This window comes from Kribbella capetownensis, from assembly GCF_004331485.1.
GTDB lineage: Bacteria > Actinomycetota > Actinomycetes > Propionibacteriales > Kribbellaceae > Kribbella > Kribbella capetownensis.
Map to the genome: position 1 here is coordinate 1800224 of NZ_SJKD01000001.1, position 22158 is coordinate 1822381.

The 22158-nt window shown below is 69.4% G+C and carries 20 protein-coding genes and 1 pseudogene; 14 read left to right on the forward strand and 7 right to left on the reverse strand.

The features are described from left to right. Nucleotides 1-49 precede the first annotated feature (49 nt). From menE to menD, 3 genes are read left to right on the forward strand one after another with little or no spacing between them, the layout of a single operon-like run. Nucleotides 50-1141, forward strand: coding sequence for an o-succinylbenzoate--CoA ligase (menE, locus tag E0H75_RS08835; RefSeq protein ID WP_131512680.1), 1092 nt, complete (start codon nt 50-52; stop codon nt 1139-1141). Continuing rightward, nucleotides 1138-2070, forward strand: coding sequence for an o-succinylbenzoate synthase (locus tag E0H75_RS08840; RefSeq protein WP_131512681.1), 933 nt, complete (start codon nt 1138-1140; stop codon nt 2068-2070). The genes menE and E0H75_RS08840 overlap by 4 nt, the downstream gene beginning before the upstream one ends. After that, nucleotides 2067-3707, forward strand: a complete 1641-nt coding sequence (menD, locus tag E0H75_RS08845; protein ID WP_131512682.1) for a 2-succinyl-5-enolpyruvyl-6-hydroxy-3-cyclohexene-1-carboxylic-acid synthase — start codon at nt 2067-2069, stop codon at nt 3705-3707. The genes E0H75_RS08840 and menD overlap by 4 nt, the downstream gene beginning before the upstream one ends. On the opposite strand, the gene mptB is transcribed toward menD, so the two are convergent. From mptB to E0H75_RS08865, 4 genes are all read right to left on the reverse strand, one after another. Further along, nucleotides 3694-5115, reverse strand: a complete 1422-nt coding sequence (gene mptB, locus E0H75_RS08850; RefSeq protein WP_238162894.1) for a polyprenol phosphomannose-dependent alpha 1,6 mannosyltransferase MptB — start codon at nt 5113-5115, stop codon at nt 3694-3696. The two genes, menD and mptB, sit on opposite strands and share 14 nt — an antisense overlap. A 50-nt stretch (nt 5116-5165) precedes the next feature. Continuing rightward, complete coding sequence (locus E0H75_RS08855) at nt 5166-5930, reverse strand: ABC transporter permease (protein WP_131512683.1); 765 nt, start codon at nt 5928-5930, stop codon at nt 5166-5168. Next, nucleotides 5927-6922 (reverse strand): ATP-binding cassette domain-containing protein, encoded by a 996-nt coding sequence (locus tag E0H75_RS08860; protein ID WP_131512684.1) that lies wholly within the window; start codon nt 6920-6922, stop codon nt 5927-5929. The genes E0H75_RS08855 and E0H75_RS08860 overlap by 4 nt, the downstream gene beginning before the upstream one ends. Nucleotides 6923-7010: 88 nt before the next feature. Beyond that, nucleotides 7011-7661: a PadR family transcriptional regulator gene (locus E0H75_RS08865; RefSeq protein ID WP_131512685.1), complete on the reverse strand. Its 651-nt coding sequence runs from the start codon at nt 7659-7661 to the stop codon at nt 7011-7013. A 57-nt stretch (nt 7662-7718) separates the two neighbouring features. Here E0H75_RS08865 and E0H75_RS08870 point away from each other — a divergent pair, with 57 nt between their 5' ends. Continuing rightward, nucleotides 7719-8546 carry a GNAT family N-acetyltransferase gene (locus E0H75_RS08870; protein WP_131512686.1) on the forward strand — a complete coding sequence of 276 codons (828 nt, stop codon included), beginning with the start codon at nt 7719-7721 and terminating at the stop codon, nt 8544-8546. Nucleotides 8547-8553: 7 nt separating this feature from the next. Here the strand turns inward: E0H75_RS08870 and E0H75_RS08875 are convergent, their stop codons facing one another. Further along, nucleotides 8554-11280 carry a helix-turn-helix transcriptional regulator gene (locus E0H75_RS08875; RefSeq protein WP_131512687.1) on the reverse strand — a complete coding sequence of 909 codons (2727 nt, stop codon included), beginning with the start codon at nt 11278-11280 and terminating at the stop codon, nt 8554-8556. A 114-nt stretch (nt 11281-11394) separates the two neighbouring features. On the opposite strand from E0H75_RS08875, the pseudogene E0H75_RS44830 reads away from it, so the two are divergent. The 3 genes and pseudogenes from E0H75_RS44830 to E0H75_RS08885 form a co-directional block, all read left to right on the forward strand. Then, nucleotides 11395-11643 (forward strand): annotated as a pseudogene (locus tag E0H75_RS44830) (molybdopterin cofactor-binding domain-containing protein); the annotation flags it as partial. Between the two features lie 60 nt (nt 11644-11703). After that, entirely contained in the window at nt 11704-12768 is a 1065-nt protein-coding gene (locus E0H75_RS08880; RefSeq protein ID WP_337589501.1) for a xanthine dehydrogenase family protein molybdopterin-binding subunit, read from the forward strand. After that, nucleotides 12765-13901 (forward strand): hypothetical protein, encoded by a 1137-nt coding sequence (locus tag E0H75_RS08885; protein WP_131512689.1) that lies wholly within the window; start codon nt 12765-12767, stop codon nt 13899-13901. Before E0H75_RS08880 ends, E0H75_RS08885 begins: the two co-directional genes overlap by 4 nt. A 12-nt stretch (nt 13902-13913) precedes the next feature. Here the strand turns inward: E0H75_RS08885 and E0H75_RS08890 are convergent, their stop codons facing one another. Next, the gene (locus E0H75_RS08890) at nt 13914-14531 is read right to left on the reverse strand and encodes an MBL fold metallo-hydrolase (protein WP_131512690.1); all 618 of its coding nucleotides are present in this window, start codon (nt 14529-14531) and stop codon (nt 13914-13916) included. A 153-nt stretch (nt 14532-14684) separates the two neighbouring features. Then, entirely contained in the window at nt 14685-15971 is a 1287-nt protein-coding gene (locus E0H75_RS08895; protein WP_131512691.1) for an isochorismate synthase, read from the reverse strand. A gap of 142 nt (nt 15972-16113) precedes the next feature. On the opposite strand from E0H75_RS08895, the gene E0H75_RS08900 reads away from it, so the two are divergent. From E0H75_RS08900 to nuoE, 7 genes are all read left to right on the forward strand, one after another. After that, nucleotides 16114-16812 carry a demethylmenaquinone methyltransferase gene (locus E0H75_RS08900; protein ID WP_131512692.1) on the forward strand — a complete coding sequence of 233 codons (699 nt, stop codon included), beginning with the start codon at nt 16114-16116 and terminating at the stop codon, nt 16810-16812. 153 nt (nt 16813-16965) lie between these two features. Beyond that, the gene (locus tag E0H75_RS08905; protein ID WP_131512693.1) at nt 16966-18279 is read left to right on the forward strand and encodes a geranylgeranyl reductase family protein; all 1314 of its coding nucleotides are present in this window, start codon (nt 16966-16968) and stop codon (nt 18277-18279) included. 108 nt (nt 18280-18387) lie between these two features. Further along, nucleotides 18388-18747: an NADH-quinone oxidoreductase subunit A gene (locus tag E0H75_RS08910; protein ID WP_131360291.1), complete on the forward strand. Its 360-nt coding sequence runs from the start codon at nt 18388-18390 to the stop codon at nt 18745-18747. A gap of 3 nt (nt 18748-18750) precedes the next feature. Then, nucleotides 18751-19305, forward strand: a complete 555-nt coding sequence (locus tag E0H75_RS08915; protein WP_131360293.1) for a NuoB/complex I 20 kDa subunit family protein — start codon at nt 18751-18753, stop codon at nt 19303-19305. Continuing rightward, a complete protein-coding gene (locus E0H75_RS08920; RefSeq protein ID WP_131512694.1) occupies nt 19302-20009 on the forward strand; it encodes an NADH-quinone oxidoreductase subunit C in 708 nt (235 codons plus the stop codon). Before E0H75_RS08915 ends, E0H75_RS08920 begins: the two co-directional genes overlap by 4 nt. Next, nucleotides 20009-21346, forward strand: coding sequence for an NADH-quinone oxidoreductase subunit D (locus E0H75_RS08925; protein WP_131512695.1), 1338 nt, complete (start codon nt 20009-20011; stop codon nt 21344-21346). The genes E0H75_RS08920 and E0H75_RS08925 overlap by 1 nt, the downstream gene beginning before the upstream one ends. Beyond that, nucleotides 21347-22156 (forward strand): NADH-quinone oxidoreductase subunit NuoE, encoded by an 810-nt coding sequence (gene nuoE / locus E0H75_RS08930; protein ID WP_131512696.1) that lies wholly within the window; start codon nt 21347-21349, stop codon nt 22154-22156. It abuts the gene before it with no gap. Nucleotides 22157-22158 lie beyond the last annotated feature (2 nt).

The window sequence follows — 22158 nt, forward strand, 5'->3', positions numbered from 1 at the left end:
GTCAGCCGCGAGTCGGAGGTCCGAAGCCGGGCCGTACGCTCGGAGTGACATGTCTAGCCTGCGCCTCGTCCCCGGTACGCCGGATGCCGTGTTGTCCGCGTTGAGCGGCGTACTGGATGGCAGTGGTACGCCGTTCGCTCCAGTACCATCCGATCCGGCCGCGGCCGAACGCGTCAGGCAGGCGGCCGCACCGGACGAGCCGCTCGAGGATGGCTGCGCTGTGGTGCTGACCACATCCGGGTCGTCCGGTGAGCCCAAGGGCGTGCTGCTCTCCCGCGAGGCCCTGCTCGCGTCCGCGGTCGCCACACACGCCCGCCTCGGCGGACCGGGCCAGTGGCTGCTCCCGATGAAGCCGTACTTCGTGGGTGGCCTGCAGATCCTCACCCGCTCGGTCGTAGCCGGCCAAATGCCCGTCATGCTCGGCGACAGCTTCACCGAGTCGGCCGAGGAGATGACCGGCCCGCGCCGCTACACGGCCATGGTCCCGACGCAGTTGGCGCGCTACCTGGACACCGATCTGGACGCGCTGCGGTCGTTCGACTCCATCATCATCGGTGGCGCCGCCACTCCGGCCCCGCTGAAGGCACGTGCCGCCGAGGCCGGCGTCACCGCGATCCCGGCGTACGGGATGACCGAGACCGGCAGTGGCTGTGTGTACGCCGGTGAGCCGCTGGATGGTACGTCGATCGCGCTGGACGACGGCCGGGTCCTGATCAAGGGCACCACACTGTTCTCCGGGTACCGGCTGCGGCCGGAGCTGACTGCGGACGTGCTGCGGGACGGCTGGTTCCGGACGCAGGACCGCGGCGAGATCGTGGACGGGCGCCTGCGCGTCATCGGCCGGATCGACGACGTGGTCATCTCGGGCGGCGTCAACGTCACCCTGACCACCGTCCAGGCACGGCTGCTCGAGCATCCCGGCGTGAAGGACGCCGTGGTGCTGGGAGTGCCGGACGTGGAGTGGGGGACCAGAGTGGTCGCCTTCGTCGTCGGTGAGCCCGGCCGCGACGAGCTGCGGGACTTCGTCGCGGAGGCGCTGCCGCGGACGTGGGCGCCACGCCAGGTGGTTGCCCTGGACACCTTGCCGATGCTTGCCTCGGGCAAGGTCGATCGGCAGCGGCTGCTGGAGACCGTGCGGTGATCACGTACTCGATCGGCCTGAAGAACAAGTTCCGCGGCATCACGGTGCGCGAGGGCATGCTGTTCGAAGGCCCGGCGGGCTGGGCCGAGTGGAGCCCGTTCCTGGACTACGACGACGCCACCTCCGTTTCCTGGCTGCGCGCAGCCCGCGAGGCAGCCGTCGACGGCTGGCCGGCACCGGTGCGCGACGTCGTACCAGTCAACTGCACTGTGCCGGCAGTCGGCCCGTCGAAGGCGGCGGAGATCGTCCGGGCGTCGGGATGCGGCACGGCCAAGGTGAAGGTGGCCGAGCCGGGGCAGACGCTGGCGCACGACCTGGAGCGAGTGGAGGCTGTGCGGGACGCGATCGGCACGGGCCGGGTGCGGATTGACGCCAATGGCGCGTGGTCCGTGGACGAGGCCGTGAAGAGCCTGAAGGAGCTGGCCCGCTTCGACCTGGAGTACGTCGAGCAGCCATGCGCCGCCGTGGAGGATCTGGCCGCGGTACGACGCCGTACCGACGTACCCGTGGCTGCGGACGAATCGATCCGGCGGGCCGAAGACCCGCTGCTGGTGAAGAAGTTGGAGGCGGCGGACATCGCCGTACTCAAGGTGCAGCCGATCGGCGGAGTCCGTGCCTGCCTGGAGATCGCCGAGCAGATCGGGCTGCCCGTGGTGGTGTCGTCAGCACTGGAAACGTCAGTGGGGATCGCCGCCGGTGTCGCACTCGCTGCAGCGCTGCCGGACCTGCCGTACGCGTGTGGACTCGCCACGGTGTCGATGTTCACCAGTGAAGTGGTCGCGGACCCATTGCTGCCGGTGGACGGCTTCCTGCCGGTCAGACGCGTGCAGCCGGACCCGGTGCTGCTGGCCGCGGCCCGTGCGGATGAGACCAGGACCGCAGTGTGGGAAGGACGCATGTCCCGCGTGCAGAAGAGGAGTGCCGGATGAACCCGTCCACAGCGTTCGCGACGGTGGTGGTCGACGAGCTGATCCGGAATGGTGTGCGTGAGGCCGTGGTTGCCCCCGGCTCGCGCAGCGCCCCGCTGGCGTTGGCGTTTGCCGCTGCGGACCGGGAGGGACGACTGCGGTTGCACGTCCGGATCGACGAGCGTACGGCGGGCTTCCTCGCGATCGGCCTGATCCGCGGGACCGGACTGCCGGTGCCCGTGGTGACAACGTCCGGTACCGCGGTCGCCAACCTGCATCCAGCGGTCCTCGAGGCGTCGCACAGCGGACTGCCCTTGGTCGTGCTCAGTGCGGACCGCCCGCCGGCACTGCGGGGGATCGGTGCGAACCAGACGACAGACCAGATCAAGGTCTTCGGCTCGGCGGTTCGGCTGTTCCACGAGATGGGTACGCCGGTACGTGAGGTCGGGCAAGTCGCCTACTGGCGTTCACAGGTAGCGCGCGCCATAGCCAACGCGGTGGGAGCTCGGTCCGCTGATCCGGGACCGGTGCAGCTCAACTGTCCGCTGTCAGAACCGCTGGTGCCCACCGACGGTCCGGACTGGCCTGAGTCGCTGGCTGGTCGCAGTACTGGGCCTTGGACTGCGGTGCATGCGGCCAGCGGGCCGCCGACGGCTGTCTCGCCTGGCCCGAAGACTGTGGTGGTTGCAGGCGATGGCGCCTCGCAGGCGGCGCGGCTGGTGGCCGAGGCGGGTCAGTGGCCGTTGTTCGCCGAGCCGTCCAGCCGGGCGCGGACCGGTCCGGCGGTCATCTCGGCGTACCGGTTGTTGCTGCAGGCCAACGCTTTGGCCGGCGAGATCCAGAGGGTGCTGGTGTTCGGGCACCCGACGCTGTCCCGGCCGGTCGCCAAGCTGCTGGCTCGCCACGACGTCGAGGTGGTGGTGGTCTCGCCGACCGGGCTGTGGCCGGACCCGGCCCGCCGCGCCGCGTCCGTCGTCACGGGGCTGGAGGTCACCGGACCGGACACCACGGACTGGCTGGAGCGCTGGCAGCAGGCGGACCAGTTGGCCCGCCCGGCGATCGACAAGGTCGTCACGGACGGCCTCACCGGTCCGGGTATCGCGGCCATCGTCGGTGAAGCGGTCGGTGCCGACGGCATGCTGGTGGTCGCCTCCTCGAACCCGGTCCGCGACCTCGACCTCGCACCGGTCGTCCCGATCCGGACCATCGCCAACCGCGGCCTGGCCGGCATCGACGGCACCATCTCGACCGCCGTCGGCGCGGCCCTCGCGAACGCCGGGCCGACGTACGCGCTGATCGGCGACCTGGCCTTCCTGCACGACTCCAACGGCCTGATCATCGGACCCGACGAGGCGCGGCCGGATCTGCGCATCGTGGTGGTCAACGACAACGGCGGCGGCATCTTCTCCACGCTCGAGCAGGGCGATCCGACCCACGCCACCCACTTCGAGCGAGTCTTCGGCACCCCCCACAACACCGACCTCGGTGCATTGTGCGCCGCGACCAGTACGCCGTACACGCTCGCGGAAACGCCCGAAGCTCTCCGCGCCGCACTCACCCGCACGGTCGCCGGTCTGGACGTCGTAGAAGCCCGGGTTCCCCGCACCACCCACCGCCCGATCACCGAGGCGCTGGTGGCGGCACTCAGCCAGCAGTAACCGCGACGCGGGCCTTCTTCGAGGGCTGGAGCGTGCGCAGGTGGTTGAGCAGTGGCGCGATGGTCGCGATCGCCAGCGCCGTGGTGGTGAGGATCGGGATCGTTGCACCGCGCAGCGACGAGTTGAGTGGCGCCGCGATGGTGAAGATCAGGCTGATCGCCGTGATGGTGGTGGCCAGCCGTCGGCCGGGCCGGGCGACAGCCAGGAACGGCAGACACCACAGGAAGTACCAGTCGTGCGCCGTCGGCCCCAGCAGGACCACTGCCAGCAGTGCGATACCGACAGCCCGCGCTGCGTGATGGATGGACGACCGCAGGCTCAGAACCGCTATCAATCCGATCGCAAGGACCATGCCGACCAGCCGGACGATCTGGAGCGACTGCTGCGCGGCGGTGTCCTCGCCCAACCACTCCAGTACGCCGGACGCCGCCATACCGATCAGATTCGCGATGGAGAACGGCGAGCGGACCAGCCCGGGTACGTCGAGCGCACCCAGCCACCCGGACCCCACGCCGGTCAGCTCTCCGATCGTCACCAGCGTCAGAACCGACACCGCACCAGCGATCACCAGACTGGCGAAGCGGAGCGCCCGTCCGGCCAGCGGGCTCATCACAGCAGCGATGGCGATCACCACGAGCCCGCCAGGTAGCTTCACCGCGGCGGCAGCACCTGCGATGACAGCCGCCGTACCCCATCGGCCGGTGAGAGCCAGAGCGAAGGCGCTGCATGCCAGTCCGAGCATCAGGATGTCGTTGTGCGCGGCACCAATGCCATGCGTGATCAGCATCGGGTTGGCCACCACCAGCCAGGTCGCGATAGCCGGATCGACGCGGCAAGCCGTCGCCAGCCGTGGCACGGCCCAGGCAATCAGCACGATGCCCAGTACGGCGAGGAGCCGGTGTGCCAGCATCAGCACGTACGGATCCATCGTGAGGTGCGCCATCAGGCCGCCGTACGCGAGTGGCAGCGGCCCGTACGGCGCCGGAGTCTGCATCCACATCGGATCGACCGCTTCGACGATGTGGCCGGACAGTACGCCGGGGCCGACCTCGTACGGGTTGTAGCCCTCGGCCACCAATGCGCCCTGCGCGGCGTAGCTCCAGGCGTCCCGGCTGAACAGCGGCGGGATCAGCAGCAGCGGTGCACTCCAGTACGCCGCCATCCGCAGCAACGGTGTGCGTTGCCCGGTCATGACCTGGCGGCCCGCGGACAGCCAGGCCCAGGCCATCAGCCCGAGCCCGGCCACCATGAACGTGAGTCCGACCATCCGGCCGGCCAGAGTGGTCCGCAGGTCGCCGGTGATCGGCAGGTCCGCCACCCAGGACGAGGGCGGCACCACCGAGGTCACCAGACTCGCGACGGCGACGACGGCGGAGCCGACCACTCCACGGATCATCGGCGAGCGCACAGCCGGAGGTTAGGCAGGCTGGGCGACTCCCCGATGAACAGCAACTTGCGTCAGGCGGATTCCTTGCGGAAGGTGCGGGCTCCGACGGCCAGTCCGACGACCGTCAGCAGCACGACCCAGAACAGGCCCCACAGGGACGACGAACTGCTGATGTCGCCGCGGAACAGCGAACGGACGCCGTTCACCACGTGCTTCAGCGGGCTGATGTCGGACAGCCGCTGCAGCCACTCCGGGCCGATCTGCATCGGCAGCAGGATGCCGGACAGCAGCAGCAACGGCATCGCGATCCCGTTCAGCAGCGGGGCCAGCGCGTCCTCGCTCTTCGTGATGAGCGCGACGGAGTACGACAGCGAGGCGAAGGTCGCGCCGAGGAGGGCGACGATCACCAGCGACAGCAGCACGCCGCTCCACGGTGCCCGCAGGCCGAGCGGGATGGCCGCGAGGAGCAGGAGGATGGACTGGACCACGAGCACGACGACGTCACGTAGTACGCGCCCTGCCATCAGGGCGATCCGGGACGCCGGCGTCACCCGGTCGGCCTCGATCACACCGGCCCGGTACTCCGCGATCAGGCCGAAGCCGACGAACATCGCACCGAACATGCCGAGCTGGACGATCAGGCCCGGAATGAACACCTGATAGGCGTTGGTGGTCGCGCCTTGGCTGATCTGGGCGGTGATCGGCTTCAGCAGCGGGCCGAACAGGAACAGGTACATCAGCGGCTGGCTGAGCATCAGGATCGACCACATCGGGTTCCGCAGCGACAGCCGCATGGCCCGGTGGAACACGATCCAGGTCTCGCGAAGCGTGGTCATGCCACCACCTCCTGCTTCTCCTCGGTCTGCGCCGGGGTGATGTCCTCGTCCCGCAACGACCGGCCGGTCATGCTCAGGAACACGTCGTCCAGCGTCGGGCGATGCACCTCGACCCCCTGCAGTTCGATGCCCTGGGCATCGATCGAGCGGAGCAGCCCGGGCAGCACCGACCCGCCGCGCGGGATCCGGAAGCCGACCACGTCGCCGTCGGTCTCCACCTCGACCGCGCCGTCCAGTTCGCCGGCGATCTTGCTCACCGTCGGCGCCTGGGTGGCGTCGGCCAGACTGAGCCGGACCGCGTCGCCGGAGACCTGCTGCTTCAGCGCCTCAGGGGTGCCGGAGGCAACGATCTTGCCATGGTCGATGACCAGGATCCGGTCGCACAGCGCGTCTGCCTCGTCCAGGTAGTGGGTGGTGAGGAAGATCGTCGCGCCGCGATCGCGCAGGCCGCGGATGTGCTCCCACAGGTTGGCCCGCGCCTGCGGGTCGAGGCCGGTGGTCGGCTCGTCCAGGAAGATCAGCTTCGGCTCATGGATCAACCCCATCACGATGTCGAGCCGGCGCCGCTGGCCACCGGACAGCGTCTTGCACTGCCGCCGCCACAGCCCGGGCAGGTCCATCTCCTCGAACAACCGCTGACCGTCCGCGGCGGCCTTGGCCTTCGGTACGCCGTACAGCCGGGCGTGGTCGACGACCTCGTCACCGGCGATCGCCTCGGGCAGCGTCGACCCGCTCTGGGGCACGTAACCGATCCCACGCCGTACGCCGACCGGATCCTTGGCCAGGTCGCAGCCGGCCACCGTTGCGGTCCCGCTGGTCGGCTGGATCAGCGTGGCCAGCATCCGCAGCGTGGTGGTCTTGCCGGCCCCGTTCGGGCCGAGAAAGCCGACGATCTCTCCGTCGGCGACATCCAGATCAACCCCCTGCACGGCCTGCACCGGCCCGCGCTTGGTCTTGAAGGTGCGGACAAGTCCGCGAGCTTCGATCATCATGCGGACAGTCTGAATGATCAACTTTGACTAGTCAATGTTGATTAAATCCCGAACCAGATGCCGGGGAGGGTGGCCGAGGTGGTGCGTGTCAGTCGGCGGAGCGGTCCGGGCCGTCGCCGGAGCGGTCGGGGATCTCACGCCAGTGGGTGACCATGCCGGGGTACGGCTCCCAGTCGGCGGGTTCGCCGGCGAACGAGTAGGCGCCGTCGGCGACGCGCTGGCGGAACTCCCGGGTCCACTCCAGTTCGCCCTTGTCCCGGGCGGTCGAGATGCGGAACATCTCGACCACGTGGTTGGGGGTGGCAGGGGCCTCGAGGATCTGGCGTTCGGAGAAGGGCTCGGCCTTCAGCCACGACTCCACCTGGGTTATGCGGGCCTCCAGAGCGGCCAGTACCTCGTCGCGGCGCAGTGACCAGAGGAAGGCCAGGGCCGCCTGCATCTTGTCGGGGTGGAAGCTGTCGACCGTCCAGAGCATGCCGCGCAGCAGCGAGAAGTACTCCGTCTCACCATCGGCTGTCAGCTTGTAGGAGGTGCGCCCCGGCCGCTGACCGCTCTCCTCGTCGAGTTCCTGCAGGTAGCCGTGCTTGGCCAGCGTCCGCAGCCCGGTGTAGATCGAGCCCGGGTTGATGTTGGCCCAGTCCTGCACGTCCCAGGTGATCAACTCACGACGCAACTGGTAGCCGTAGGCCGGCTGGAAGATCCGCACGACCCCGAGCAACAGCAACCGCGTGGTGGACATGTTCGCAGTGTAAATCCGGGCGCCCTGAACAGTGGTCAAGGCGTAGTCTCCGGGAGCATGGACGTGCGTGTGACAACGGACCCGGCCGCGTTCCAGCGGACCGTCTTCCCTTTCCTGCAACGCGATCCGGTGTTGCACACACTCATCATGGGCAGCGTGCACCAGCGCGCCAACGGCACCGCCCCCGCCGAGACCGGCCCGTCGTACTTCGTCTCGGTCCACGATGGTGACGTGGTCGGCGCGGCGATGCGGACCCCCGGCCGGGCGGTCTACCTCGGCGCGCTGCGGGAGGACCTCGCGGAGCCGGTGGCCGACGCGTACGCCGACGTACTGCCGGAACTGGTCGGCGTCGAAGGAAGCCGGCCGGCGGCGGAGCAGTTCGCGCGGCGATGGTCCGAACTGCGCGGCGGTCGGACGATCGAGTCCACAGCGAGCCGGCTGCACAAGCTGGGCACTCTCACGCTGCTCGCGGCGGACGCCGGCCAGGCACGGCTGATGCGCGCGGACGAGCTCGACGTCGTCGGTGCGTGGGGAGCCGACGGGTTCCCACGGGAGTTGCGCAACGGCTACAAGGAGTGGGCCGCGCGGCATCTGGCTCAGGGGACCCTGTGGATCTGGGAGGCCGAGGGTACGCCGGTGAGCATGGCCGGTTTCCGCCTCCCGACGTTCGGGGTGTGCCGGATCGGGCCGGTCTACACCCCGCCCGAGCACCGCCGGCACGGGTACGCCGGGGCGCTCACGAGTCACTTGTCGGCGGAGATCCTTGCCCAGGGCAATCAGGCGTGCCTCTACACCGACCTGGCGAATCCGACGTCCAACAAGATCTACCACCAGGCCGGCTACCGCCCGGTCGCGGACTTCGTCCACCTCGAGCTGGTCGCGTGATCGCCGGTCAGTGCGGATGGAGTCCGTGGCGTGAGGTGATGCCGAGCTTGGTGTAGACCTTGCCGAGGTGGTACTCGACGGTGCGGGGGCTGAGGAACAGCCGGCTGCCGATCTCGGGGTTGGAGAGTCCGTCGCCGGCCAGGCGGGCGATCTGGCTCTCCCGGGCGGTGAGTTGGTTGGCGGTGGCGGGAGTGCGTTTGCGGGCGGTTTCGCCGGTGGCGAGGAGTTCCCGGCGAGCGCGTTCGGCGAAGGCCTCGGCTCCGATCTCGGTGAACAGGTCGTCGGCGGTGTGGAGTTGTTCACGGGCGTCGTTGCGGCGGCCGCGGCGCCGGAGCCATTCGCCGTACAGGAGGACGGCACGGGCGAGGTCCGTGCGGACGCGGGTCCTGGCGAGTCGCTCGATCGCCTCCCGGTAGAGGGGTTCGGCCGTACGGTCGTCGCTGACCAGCGCGCGGGAGCGGGCCTCGATCCCGAGTGCCCAGTCAGTACCGCTCGCGCTGGTCATCTCGGCGATCCAGCCCAGGGTTTCCTTCGCCGCCTCGAGTTGCCCGCTGCGCGCGGCCGCCTCGACGAACTCGGTTGCGGCCCAGTTCACCGCGCCCGGGATCCGTACTACGGGAGCGTTGACCCGGCCAAGGGCGCGGTGCGCGGCCGCCATCGCCTCGCGATAGCGGCCGAGGCCGTTGTTGAGCACCGCGTTCGCCCGTTCGGCGACGACGACCCCGATGCCCTCGCCCCGGTGGGTCACGTCCGCGATGGTGGCTTCGATCCCGGTGGACGCCTCGGCGCGCTCACCGCGCAGAGCGGCAACGGCGAGTGCGCCGTACGGCGCCGGGTTGCTGCCGGTCGCCTCGGTCACGGTCTGGATCTCGTCGACGAGCGCTCCCGCGGCGCCGAGATCGCCCGCGAACAACAGCAGGTACGCACGCATGCTCAACGCCAGCGGGAGCTCACTCAAGGCGCCGGTGGTGCGGGCGAGGTCCAGGTACCGGGCGGACAGATCGTCCCAGCACTTGTCCGCCCACAGATGCAAGGCAGCGACGCAGGCCAGCCACGACCAGCGCAGCTCCTCCGCCGCGGACATGCCCTCGCCGAACGAGGTGACTGTCCGCCGCAACAGCGGGACGCCGGCCGCGTAGCCCTCGGTGATGTTGGCGGCCAGGCCGGCCAGGAGGAGGTCCGGCGGAGAGGGCTCTTGCGGCCGGGGCGTCGTACTAGCGGCGCGCGCCACGGCCAGCGGGCTGCCGTCCGGACCGGCCAGCCGGTCCGCGAACATGGCGGCCTTCAGGGCGTCCAGGTACGTCTCCCGGGACAGCGCGGTGTCGATCGGCTCGAGGCGCTTCGCGGCCTTGAGCAGCAGCGGCGCGGCGTCCCGGCCCCGGTTGGTGGCGAAGGCGACCTGGGCGCGCAAGAGGTCGACGCGAGCCTGTTGCAGTTCGCTGAGCGGTCCGGCTTCGGCCATCACCAACAGCTCCAGCGCCGCATCGAACGCCCCGGCCTGGCTCTTGGTCTGCGCCGCAGCCAAAGCCCTGGCGGCCCGCTGCGCCGGATCGGCGGTCAGCCTCGCGGAGCGTTCGAGGAACGCGGCGGCTGCGGCCAGGCCGCCGCGGGCCTGGGCGCGGCCGGCGGACTGTTCCAGTTCCGCGGCGACGGTGTCGTCAGGTCCATTCGCTGCGTGGGCGAGGTGCCAGACACGGCGGTCGGCGTCGCGCGTCGGATCGGTGACGTCGGCCAGCGCACGGTGCGCCTCCCAGCGTTCCTCCTGCGTCGCCTCCCGATGGATCGCCGAGCGCACCAACGGATGCCGGAAGGTGATCCGCTCGTGGATCACGACCAGGCCGTCGAACTGCGCTGGATCGACCGTGTCGACGGCGATGCCCAGTCGTTGCGCGGCGCGACGTACCAGGGCGGCGTCCCCGGCCGGTTCGACCGCGGCGACGAGGAGCAGCCGGCGGCTGTCGGACGGCAACGGTGCCAGCCGGCGCCGGAACGTGTCCTCGATCCGATGGGTGAGCTGCTGCGCGTCGGGCAACCCGAAGCCACCGGCGAGCTCGGCGTAGCTGAGGTCCTGAGGTAGTTCCAGCAGTGCGAGTGGGTTTCCGCGTGTCTCGGCGAGGATGCGGTCGCGGACCCGCTCGTCGATGGGTCCGGGGATCGCCGCGCTGAGCAACTCGCGGGCGTGTTGTGGCGGGAGGCCGCCGACGTCGAGCCGGGGCATGCCGGAGAACGGCTCGTCGTCGGCCGAGTCGCGGAGGGCGAAGACGATGGCGACGGATTCGGCCATCAGCCGGCGGGCCACGAAGGTGAGAGTTCGTGCGGAGGTGTCGTCGAGCCATTGCGCGTCGTCGACAGTGCAGAGCAGTGGTTCCTCGGCGGCGTCGGCCACCAGGCTGAGGACGGCCAGGCCGATCAGGAAGCGATCCGGTGGCGGACCGGTCCGGAGGCCGAAGGCGGTGCCGAGCGCGTCACGTTGCGGGGACGGAATGTGGTCGAGCCGATGCAGCAGTGGTGCGCACAACTGGTGCAGGCCGGCGAAGGCGAGTTCGGATTCGGCCTGGACGCCCGCCGCCCGGATGACCCGGCAGCCGGACGCCTCGGCCACCAGGTAGTCCAGCAAGGCCGACTTGCCGATCCCCGCCTCCCCACGGATCACCAGGGCCTGGCTCAGACCGCTCCGGACGTGACCGAGGAGGTCGTCGAGCTGGCGGCGCTCGGCGTACCGATCAACCAGCATGGTCTGAAATTAGCCCGGTTCGATCCCCGGGGCCAGGCTGCCTGATTGCCCCGGGCCCAGTAATTCGGCCCCGGGACTCACGGATACGAACGCGGTACGACCCGGGAAGACGGGCGGCTGACCGCGATCCGGCACGAGAAGTTGTCGATCACCTCCCCGTTCGACGACTGGGCCGAGCCGGCGACCGGTGTCTCGTCGCAGCTCTACGGCTGCCAGAACTACCTCGGCATTCACCGGCTGATCAAGGGCAACACGATGACGCCCACGTTCACCCGCGGCCCGGGTGAGTCGCTCGGCGTGTTCACACTCGAGACGGCGATGGACGAGCTCGCGTACCAGCTGGCAATCGACCCGGTCGAGCTGCGGTTGCGCAACCACACGCCGGTCGACCCGTTCGGCAATCCGTGGTCCAGCGACGGGCTGGTGGAGTGCCTTCGCCTCGGCGCCGAGCGGTTCGGGTGGTCCGGACGCAACCCCGCTCCACGGACGACCCGCGATGGCGAGTGGCTGCTCGGCACCGGCGTGGCGGCCGCGGCGTACCCGATCGCGTTCTTCATGCCGCCGCAACGGGCCCGGGCCCGGATCTTCGCCGACGGCAGCGCGATCGTGCAGACCTCGACGCAGGAGTTCGGCACCGGGGTACTCACGATGGCCACCCAGGTCGGCGCCGACGCCCTCGGCGTCGCGCTGCGCGACATGGAGTTCCAGGCCGGCGACAGCGACCTGCCGAACAGTACGGCGGCCGTCGGCTCGGCCGGTGCCGGCATGGTCAGCTCCGCGGTCCACGCAGCCGGTACGGCGCTGCGCGACCAGCTGATCGCGTTGGCCGTCGGCGATGAACAGTCGCCGCTGCACGGAGCAGGACCAGGCTCGGTGAAGGTGGCGGACGGACACCTCACCTCCGCCGAACGTCCGGGCGCGGTCGACACGTACCGTGAGCTGCTGTCGCGCAATCACATGTCCGACGCCGAGGCGCTCGGCACGTGGCGGCCGCCACCCTTGGACACACCGCACGGGCTGCTCACGTTCGGCGCGCAGTTCGCCGAGGTCGCGGTCGATCCCGAGCTCGGCCTGGTCCGTGTGCGCAGGCTGAACGGCGCGTTCGCGCCCGGGCGAGTGCTCAACCCGCTGCTTGCGCACAGCCAGCTGATGGGCGGCATGCTGTGGGGGATGAGCCAGGCGCTCCTCGAGGGCAACCACATGGATCCTCGCTACGGCCGGTGGGCGGAGACGAACCTCGCGGAGTACCTCGTACCGGTCAACGCCGACGCCCCTGAGGTCCACGTCGACTTCGTGGACGTGGACGACGAACTGGTCGGCCCGCTCGGTGCCAAGGGCGTGGGCGAGATCGGTCAGGTCGGTGTCGCGGCCGCCGTCGCGAACGCGGTCTTCCATGCGACCGGTCGCCGGATCCGCAGCCTGCCGATGGCGCCTGAGCTTGTGATGGACCCGGACCTGGCGACGGATCCGGTCGCGGGAGGGCAATGAGCGATACCGGGCCGGCGGGCTCCGCGGTGCCCGCCGGCCGCTCCCGGCTCCCGGAACGACCGCCGCTCTCGCAACCACGCAGTACCGGCTCGCGAGCGTCGCAGCAGCCCGCACTCGGGCTGCTCGGCCTGCTGCTCGTCATCCCGGTAGCGGTGGCGCTGGCGGTCGGTGCCGGTGGCGAAGGGTCGATCCGCGTCCTCGCACCGCTGGTGACGTTCTCCCTGCCACTCGTCGTGATGATCGGGTTCTGGTGGGAGGACTGGCCGGGCACCCGGCTGCGCAGTAGCTGGTCCGGCTGGGCCGACACCGTGCTGATCATCGCGGGCGCGATCGTCCTGACCGCGATCGGTCAGACCCTGTCCGGTCGGCTCGATCCCGCGGCCCTGTTCGATCCCTCACCCGGTCCGGGACACGTACCGACGTTTCCGGCGACGATGCCGCTCGCCGGCCTGGCGTTCGTCCTCACGCTCCAGATCACGCTCGTCGGTGAGGGCTGGCCGCTGCGGCGCCTCCACCCGCTTGTCGCCGGTCCGATCGCAGTTGCGATCGCCTGGGCCATCGCGGTCGTCGCCTACCTGACCGTTGTGGAGATCGAGTCGCCCCCGGGGTCGGACGTGATCGCGCGGGACGGGCCGGTGCCAGGCGCCGTACTCGGCGCGACGCTGGTCCTGATCGGCGCCTGGCAGGTGCTCTTCTTCGTCGTCTGGCGCGGATGGCCGTTCGCGACTGTCGCGAGTCGAGCGACCCGCCTCACCATCGGCCATGTGACGGTGATCGGCGGCGGGATCCTCAGCTACCTCGTCCTGCAGGAACTGCTGGGGCTGACTCCTGCACGCATCACCGCGCTCAGCGGTTGCTTCATCGCCGCCGGCCTGTTGCTGGGCATGCTGCTCGAGGGCTGGTTCGGCAATCTCAGTCCTGCCGTCGAACGCGTCGTCCTCTTGCCGGCCACGTTCGCCTTGGCGGCCCTGTTGGCGATCTCCTTGCAGGCAATCGCCAACAGGGCCATGCACCTGCCGCCCAGGACCGCCGACGACTGGGTCGGCCACGCCGCCCTCAACGCCCTCGCCACCGCGACCATCCTCCACGTCGCGATCGGACGCCGCTGGCCTTTCCCGAACCCCGCCGAGTAGCGCAGTTCAGGGTCAGCCGATGTCCAGCGTGTCGCCTGGGGCGAGGCCGTGGTACGGGCGCTCGTCGGAGTTGAGGAAGCGGCCCATCATGCCGAGGCCGAGCTGGCTGAGCAGGGCGTCGTGGATGCCGACGAGCTGCTGGGACTTGATCTCGCGGGCGTAGCCGACGGCCGGCGGCAGGGCGAACCACGGACCGGAGATCGGCACCAGGTTGGTGTGGACCGCGCGGTCCGGCTGGGTGAACGAGTCGCCCGGGTGGTAGACGGCGTCCTCGATCAGGAAGCCGATGTTCTCGCACGGAACACCCAGCTCCGGCAGGATCACCGCGTGGTCCTTGCCATAGGCACTGACCCGGAACCCGGCCGCCTCGAACGACTGCCCGCCGGCCACCACGTTCACCCGGTCACCCAGGTCGGACAACTGCTCGGCGACACCGGAGTTGGTGTAGACCGGCGCGTCCAGCGCCTTCACCCGATCGATGTCGATGTGGTCCTGGTGCTCGTGCGTGACCAGGATCGCGTCGGCCCGCTCGAACGCGGCGTCCTCGCTGAACGACCCCGGATCGATCAGCAGCACCTTCCCGTCCTTCTCGACCCGCACACACGCATGCGTGAACTTCGTCAGTTTCACCCTCAGTCTCCTTTCGGGTCGAGCGGACGATCCTCTTTGGCACCAGCGACGCCCAGGCACGCACCTCGCTGCGTTGGAGGAGCATCCACGATGAACCCCGCATCGAGGACGCTCCTCCGCCTTGCGATGCACGCACCTGGACGCCGCTGGCACTCAAAGCCCATCGTCCACTCGACCCAGCGCGTCTCTCATCGGAACCAGCTTGGCGTTTGTTTCGGCCAGCTCGGCGACGGGATCGGAGCCCGCCACGATGCCCGCGCCGGCGAAGAGCCGCATCCGGCGTGGGTTGTCCGGGTCGGCCTGGCCACAGCGCAGTGCGATGCACCACTCGCCGTCGCCGGCCGCGTCCATCCATCCGACCGGTCCGCTGAACCGGCCGCGCTGCATCCCCTCGATCTCACCGATCAGGTTGCGGGCGACCGGCGTCGGCGTACCGCAGATCGCCGCGGACGGGTGCAGCGCGGCGGCGAGGCCGAGCGCGGACGCTCCGTTCGCTGCGACGCCGGCCACGTCGGAGGCGAGATGCATCACATTCGGCAGGTGCAGGACGAACGGCGTCTCGGGCACCTGCATCGACTTGCAGTGTGGCTTGAGGGCCTCGGCCACCGACCGTACGGCGTACTCGTGCTCCTCGAGGTCCTTGCTGGACCGGGCCAGCGACGCGGCCAGCGCCAGGTCGTGCGCGTCGTCCCCGGTACGGCGGATCGTGCCGGCCAGCACCCGGGACGTGATCAGGCCCTTCTCCCGCCGGACCAGCAGCTCCGGGGTGGCACCGATCAGGCCGTCGACGGAGAACGTCCAGCAGTTCGGGTACGCCGCTGCCAGCCGGCGCAACGGCCAGCGCAGGTCGATCGGCTGCTCGGCGATCGCGATCAGGTCGCGCGCCAGCACCACCTTGTCCAGCTCGCCGGCCGTGATCCGCTGGACCGCGTCCGCGACGATGCTCGACCAGTCCGTTCCGGACCGGGCTCCGTCGGAGAACGTCACGTCGTACACCGGGTTCGGCTCGTTCGCGACCAGTTCGGGCGGCGCGGTCAGCGAGCTGGCCGGCGAGACCGTGGTCACCCAGGTGGTGCCGCCGCGGCGGCCGACGATCACCTCGGGCACGACCAGCTCGCTCGGGTCCTGGTCGGTGAACCCGAACGACCCGAAGCAGACCAGTCCCGATCCTGGTACGCCGACCTCGTCGCGGATCACGGCGGCCGCGACCAGCTCCTTCCACCAGGACACCGCGTCCTGGAAGCGGTTGCTACCGGCAACATCGAGGCGGGCCGCGACGCCCCAGCCGACGTGGCCGTCGCCGCGTCGTACCCAGGCCAGGCCGCCCTCGGTGGGCAGATGGTCCATCAGTTGCGCCGACACTCCGTCGACGGGCTGGCTGCGGATCACCAGATGGGGCGCCGGCTGATGACCGGATCGGACCGGGTCAGACAAGCTCACAGCACCACTCCTCGCTAGCGCTCCGGCCCCGGGTCACGATGGCCGGTCGAAAACACGGAGATGCACTCACGAGATGCAAGCGTATGCCTGCCCGCTGTCCAGCGAATTTCGGCGCCTGTCCGGCGCGTGATCAACTAGACAGGTGACCCGCGCAGATCTGACCAAGCAACCGCAGGCCGTGGCGGCCATGTTCGACAACGTGGCCGAGGGGTACGACCGGACCAACGCGGTGGCGACGATGGGTCTGGAGAAGCACTACTGGCGGCCGCAGACGCTGGGCGAGATCGCGCCGCGCAAGGGCATGAAGATCCTCGACCTGGCCGCCGGGACGGGTGCGTCCAGCATCAGGTTGCGGGAGGCCGGCGCCGAGGTGGTGTCGTGCGACTTCTCGGTCGGGATGCTGCGGGTCGGCAAGCGCCGCTACCCGGACCTCGACCTGATCGCCGGGGACGCACTGCGGCTGCCGTTCGCCGACGCGACCTTCGACGTGGTGACGATCTCCTGGGCGCTGCGGAACGTGAACGACGTCACGGTCGCGCTGCAGGAGATGCTGCGGGTGACCCGGCCGGGCGGACGGCTCGTCGTACTGGAGAACTCGCACCCGACCTGGAAGCCGTTCCGGGTCGCTTACCTGGAGTACATGATGCGGGCGGTTCCGGTGGTCGCGAAGGCGGTGTCGACCAACCCGGACGCGTACGAGTACCTGGCCGAGTCGGTCCGTGCCTGGCCCGGCCAGGAACCGCTGGCCAGGACCATCGAGGCCTCGGGCTGGACCCGGGTCCAGTGGCGCAACCTGACCGGTGGTCTGGTCGCCATCCACCGGGCGGTCAAGCCCGCGTAATTACGCAAGAAAATCGGCGCGTAATTTGCTTGCAGGCAAGGGAGTCAGGGCCGGTTTCGTGTCCGCGTCAGGCAGTCCTAGACTGTCGGGTGACGAGGCTTAGTGAATCCCTTCACGAGCGCACAGCCCCCAGAAATCAGGCCGGGAATCGAGATGAGCCAGAGCGTGCCGCACGGGCAGCAGGCCGAGACCGCCGATGTGATCGTCGTCGGCGCCGGACCCGCTGGCTCGGCCGCCGCGTACCACCTGGCCAACGCCGGCCTCGACGTACTCCTGCTGGAGAAGACGGCCTTCCCGCGCGAGAAGGTGTGCGGCGACGGGCTCACCCCGCGCGGCACCAAGCAACTCATCAACATGGGCATCGACATCTCCGAAGAGGCCGGCTGGATCCGCAACTACGGCCTGCGCATCCAGGGCTCCGGACACGTCCTGCAGCTTGACTGGCCGGACCTGTCCAGCCACCCGAACTACGGGCTGACCCGGAACCGGATGGACTTCGACGACATGCTCGCCCGGCAGGCCGTGAAGGCCGGGGCGCGGCTGCGCGAGCGGACCAACGTGAGTGGCCCGATCCTGGACGAGCGGGGCCACATCGCCGGCGTCACCGCGAAGCCGGTCGACGACAACGGCCGCCGGGCCGGTGATGACCTGGAGTTCCGGGCGCCGCTGGTGATGGCCGCCGACGGCAACTCGTCCCGCCTGAGCATCGCGATGGGCCTGCACAAGCGCGACGACCGCCCGATGGGCGTCGCGGTGCGGACGTACTTCACCAGCCCGCGGACCAACGACGACTACCTGGAGTCCTGGCTCGAGCTGTGGGCCGACGACCCCAAGCAGCCCGATGGCCGCGTGCTGCTGCCCGGGTACGGCTGGATCTTCGGCATGGGCGACGGCACGGTGAATGTCGGCCTCGGCATCCTCAACACCTCGGACGCCTTCGGCAAGGTCGACTACGCCGACCTGCTGAAGCAGTGGCTGAAGAACACGCCGGAGGAGTGGCAGTTCCGCGACGAGTTCCAGACCATCCCGATCCGTGGTGCCGCGCTGCCGATGGGCTTCAACCGGCAGCCGCACTACACCCGCGGCCTGATGCTGCTCGGCGACGCCGGCGGCATGGTCAACCCGTTCAACGGCGAGGGCATCCCGTACGCGATGGAGTCCGGGGCGTTCGCCGCCGAGGTCGCCGCCCAGGCACTGCGCCGGCAGCCGAACCAGCGCGAGCGTGCGCTGACGGCGTACCCGAAGGCCTTGAAGCAGGAGTACGGCGGCTATTACACACTCGGCCGGATCTTCGTGAAGCTGATCGGAAATCCGGAGGTGATGCGGCTGTGCACGAAGTACGGACTGCCGCGCACCACGCTGATGAAGTTCACCTTGAAGTTGCTCGCGAACCTCACCGACCCGCGTGACGGGGACGTGATGGACAAGATCATCAACGGTCTCACCAAGCTCGCACCGGCGGCCTGACCGGCGGGGCGGGTGAGCTGAGCCACAGCAGTACTGATAACACAGTGCTGTTCCGAAACAGACAGAACAAGACAGACCACCGGCTGAAGGAGAGGGAGCACGAGACCGATGCACCCTTACGTACCGATCCTCGTTCTCGGTGTACTCGCGGCGATCTTCGTGGCGGGCACGCTGGTGACGAGCGCGCTGGTCGGACCCAAGCGCTACAACCGGGCCAAGCTCGACTCCTACGAGTGCGGGATCGAGCCGACCCCGCAGCCGGTCGGTGGCGGGCGCTTCCCGGTGAAGTACTACATCACCGCGATGCTCTTCATCGTGTTCGACATCGAGATCATCTTCCTCTACCCGTGGGCGGTCGCCTTCGACCAGATGGCGCTGTTCGGGTTGGTCGAGATGGTCATCTTCATCGTCACCGTCTTCGTCGCGTATGCCTACGTGTGGCGGCGCGGCGGACTGGAGTGGGACTGAGCTATGGGTGTTGAGGAACAGCTTCCGGCCGGCGTACTGCTGACCACGATCGAGGGCCTGTCCGGCTACATGCGCAAGGCGTCGTTGTGGCCGGCAACCTTCGGGCTGGCCTGCTGCGCGATCGAGATGATGACCACCGGTGCGCCGCGCTACGACGCGGCCCGGTTCGGGATGGAGGTCTTCCGGGCGTCGCCGCGGCAGGCCGACCTGATGATCGTGGCCGGCCGGGTGAGCCAGAAGATGGCCCCGGTCCTGCGCCAGATCTACGACCAGATGCCGAACCCGAAGTGGGTGCTGGCGATGGGTGTCTGCGCATCGTCCGGCGGCATGTTCAACAACTACGCGATCGTGCAGGGCGTGGACCACGTCGTACCGGTCGACATGTACCTGCCCGGCTGCCCGCCGCGGCCGGAGATGCTGCTGGACGCGTTCCTCAAGCTGCACGACGACATCCAGCACAGCAAGCTCGGCGCGAACAAGCGGGCGGAGCTGCAGGAGCGGGAGGTCGCCGCACTGGCTGCCTCGCCGACGATCGAGATGAAGGGGCTTCTTCGGTGAGCGATACGCAACCCGAAAACCTTCCGGCCACTTCGGCGGCCGGGGACGCTCAGACTCCGGCGGCCGAGGTGGTCGACCAGCGCGAGGGCATGTTCGGTGTCCGCGGCACCGGTGACACCTCCGGCTTCGGCGGCCTGCGCCGCCAGGTCGCACTGCCGGGCAGTACGCCGAAGCCGTACGGCTCCTGGTTCGACGGCGCGACCGACCGCCTCGAGGGCCTGGTCGGCGACGGCGCGATCGAGAAGGTCGTGGTCGACCGCAACGAACTGACCCTGCACATCAAGCGCGAGGACCTGGTGGAGGTCTGCCGGCACCTGCGCGACGACGAGGCGCTCCGGTTCGAGTTCTGTTCCGGCGTCAGCGGCGTGCACTACCCGAACGAGACCGATCGCGAGCTGCACGCGGTCTACCACCTGCTCTCGATCACGCACAACCGGCGGATCCGGCTGGAAGTCTCCTGCCCGGACGCCGACCCGCACATCCCGTCGGTCGTCTCGGTCTACCCGGCCAACGACTGGCACGAGCGGGAGACCTGGGACTTCTTCGGCATCATCTTCGACGGACACCCGGCCCTGACCAGGATCCAGATGCCGGACGACTGGCCCGGACACCCGCAGCGCAAGGACTACCCGCTCGGCGGGATCGACGTCGAGTACAAGGGCGCGGTCATCCCGCCGCCCGATACGCGGAGGTCGTACAACTGATGACCACAACTGACCCGTACGCGACCACTCGCGACACCACCGAGGGCAAGGTCTTCACCGTCACCGGCCAGGACTGGGACTCGGTCGTGGCCGGCCTCGGCGACGAGCCCGAAGAGCGCGTCGTCGTCAACATGGGCCCGCAGCACCCGTCCACCCACGGCGTGCTCCGGCTGATCCTCGAGCTCGAGGGCGAGACGGTGACCGAGGCCCGCTGCGGCATCGGCTACCTGCACACCGGCATCGAGAAGAACATGGAGTTCCGCTCCTGGGTGCAGGGCGTCACGTTCTGCACCCGGATGGACTACCTGTCGCCGTTCTACAACGAGGCGGCCTACAGCCTCGCGGTCGAGCGGCTGCTCGGGATCGAGGACCAGATCCCGGAGAAGGCCAACGTCATGCGGGTGCTCCTGATGGAGCTGAACCGGATCTCGAGCCACCTGGTCGCGATCGCCACCGGTGGCATGGAGATCGGCGCGCTGACCGTGATGACGATCGGCTTCCGCGAGCGCGAGATGACGCTGGACCTGTTCGAGCTGATCACCGGTCTGCGGATGAACCACGCGTTCATCCGCCCGGGCGGTGTCGCGCAGGACCTGCCGCCAGGTGCGCTGGACAAGATCCGCGAGTACATCACCTGGATGAACAAGCACCTGCCCGAGTACGCCGAGCTGTGCAACGCCAACCCGATCTTCAAGGCCCGGCTGCAGAACGTCGGCTACCTGGATCTGGCCGGCTGCATGGCGCTGGGCATCTCCGGCCCGCCGGTGCGCTCGACCGGGTACGCGCTGGACCTGCGCAAGAGCCAGCCGTACTGCGGGTACGAGACGTACGACTTCGACGTACCGACCTGGGACTCCTCGGACTCCTACGGGCGGTTCCGCGTCCGGCTGCAGGAGATGCACGAGTCGCTGAAGATCGTCGAGCAGTGCGCCGACCGGCTGGCCAAGATGGAGGGCGAGCCGGTGATGGTGGCCGACAAGAAGATCGGCTGGCCGAGCCAGCTGGCCGTCGGCACCGACGGGATGGGCAACTCGCTCGACCACATCAAGCACATCATGGGCGAGTCGATGGAAGCGCTGATCCATCACTTCAAGCTGGTCACCGAGGGCTTCCGGGTGCCGGCCGGCCAGGCCTACGTGGCACTGGAGTCGCCGCGCGGCGAGCTGGGCTGCCACCTGGTCTCCGACGGCGGCACCAAGCCGTACCGGGCGCACTTCCGTGACCCGTCCTTCGCAAACCTGCAGGCGATGCCGATCATGTGCGAGGGCGCACAGGTCGCCGACGTGATCGTCGCCGTCGCCAGCCTTGACCCGGTGATGGGTGGAGTGGACCGATAGATGGCCGAGAATCACGCGACTGCGACCGATGTCCCGGTGCCGTACAGCACCGGTGACTCGAAGATCACCGACACCACGATCGCGGAGATGCGCGAGCTGGCCGCCCGGTACCCGGTCGGCCGGTCCGCGCTGCTGCCGATGCTGCACCTGGTGCAGTCGGTCGAGGGCCGGGTCACCCCGGAGGGCATCGAGACGTGCGCCGAGATCCTCGGGCTGACCGGGGCCGAGGTGTCCGCGGTGGCGACCTTCTACACGATGTACAAGCGCCGCCCGGTCGGTGACTACCACGTCGGGGTCTGCACCAACACGCTCTGCGCAGTGATGGGTGGCGACGTGATCTTCGACCGGTTGAAGCAGCACCTCGACGTCGGCAACGACGAGACCACCGAGGACGGCAAGATCACCCTCGAGCACCTGGAGTGCAACGCCGCCTGCGACTACGCGCCGGTGATGATGGTGAACTGGGAGTTCTTCGACGACATGACGCCGGAGTCGGCCACCCAGCTGGTCGACGACCTGCGGGACGGCAACGAAGTGAAGTCCCCGCGCGGCGCGACGATCTGCACCTGGAAGGAAGCCGAGCGCGTGCTGGCCGGCTTCCCCGACGGCCGCGCCGACGAGGGCCCGACCGGCGGCAAGGCGACTCTGGCCGGCCTCCGCCTGGCCCGCGAACGCAACTGGACCGCGCCGAGCCCCAACGGTGGTGGCTCCCCGGCACCGCTCGACGGCGGGCCGGGTCCGCGGCCGGAGGACCAGCCCGGGCGCGAGTCCCAGGCCGTCCACACCGACGACTCCCGGAAGGAGGACTGACC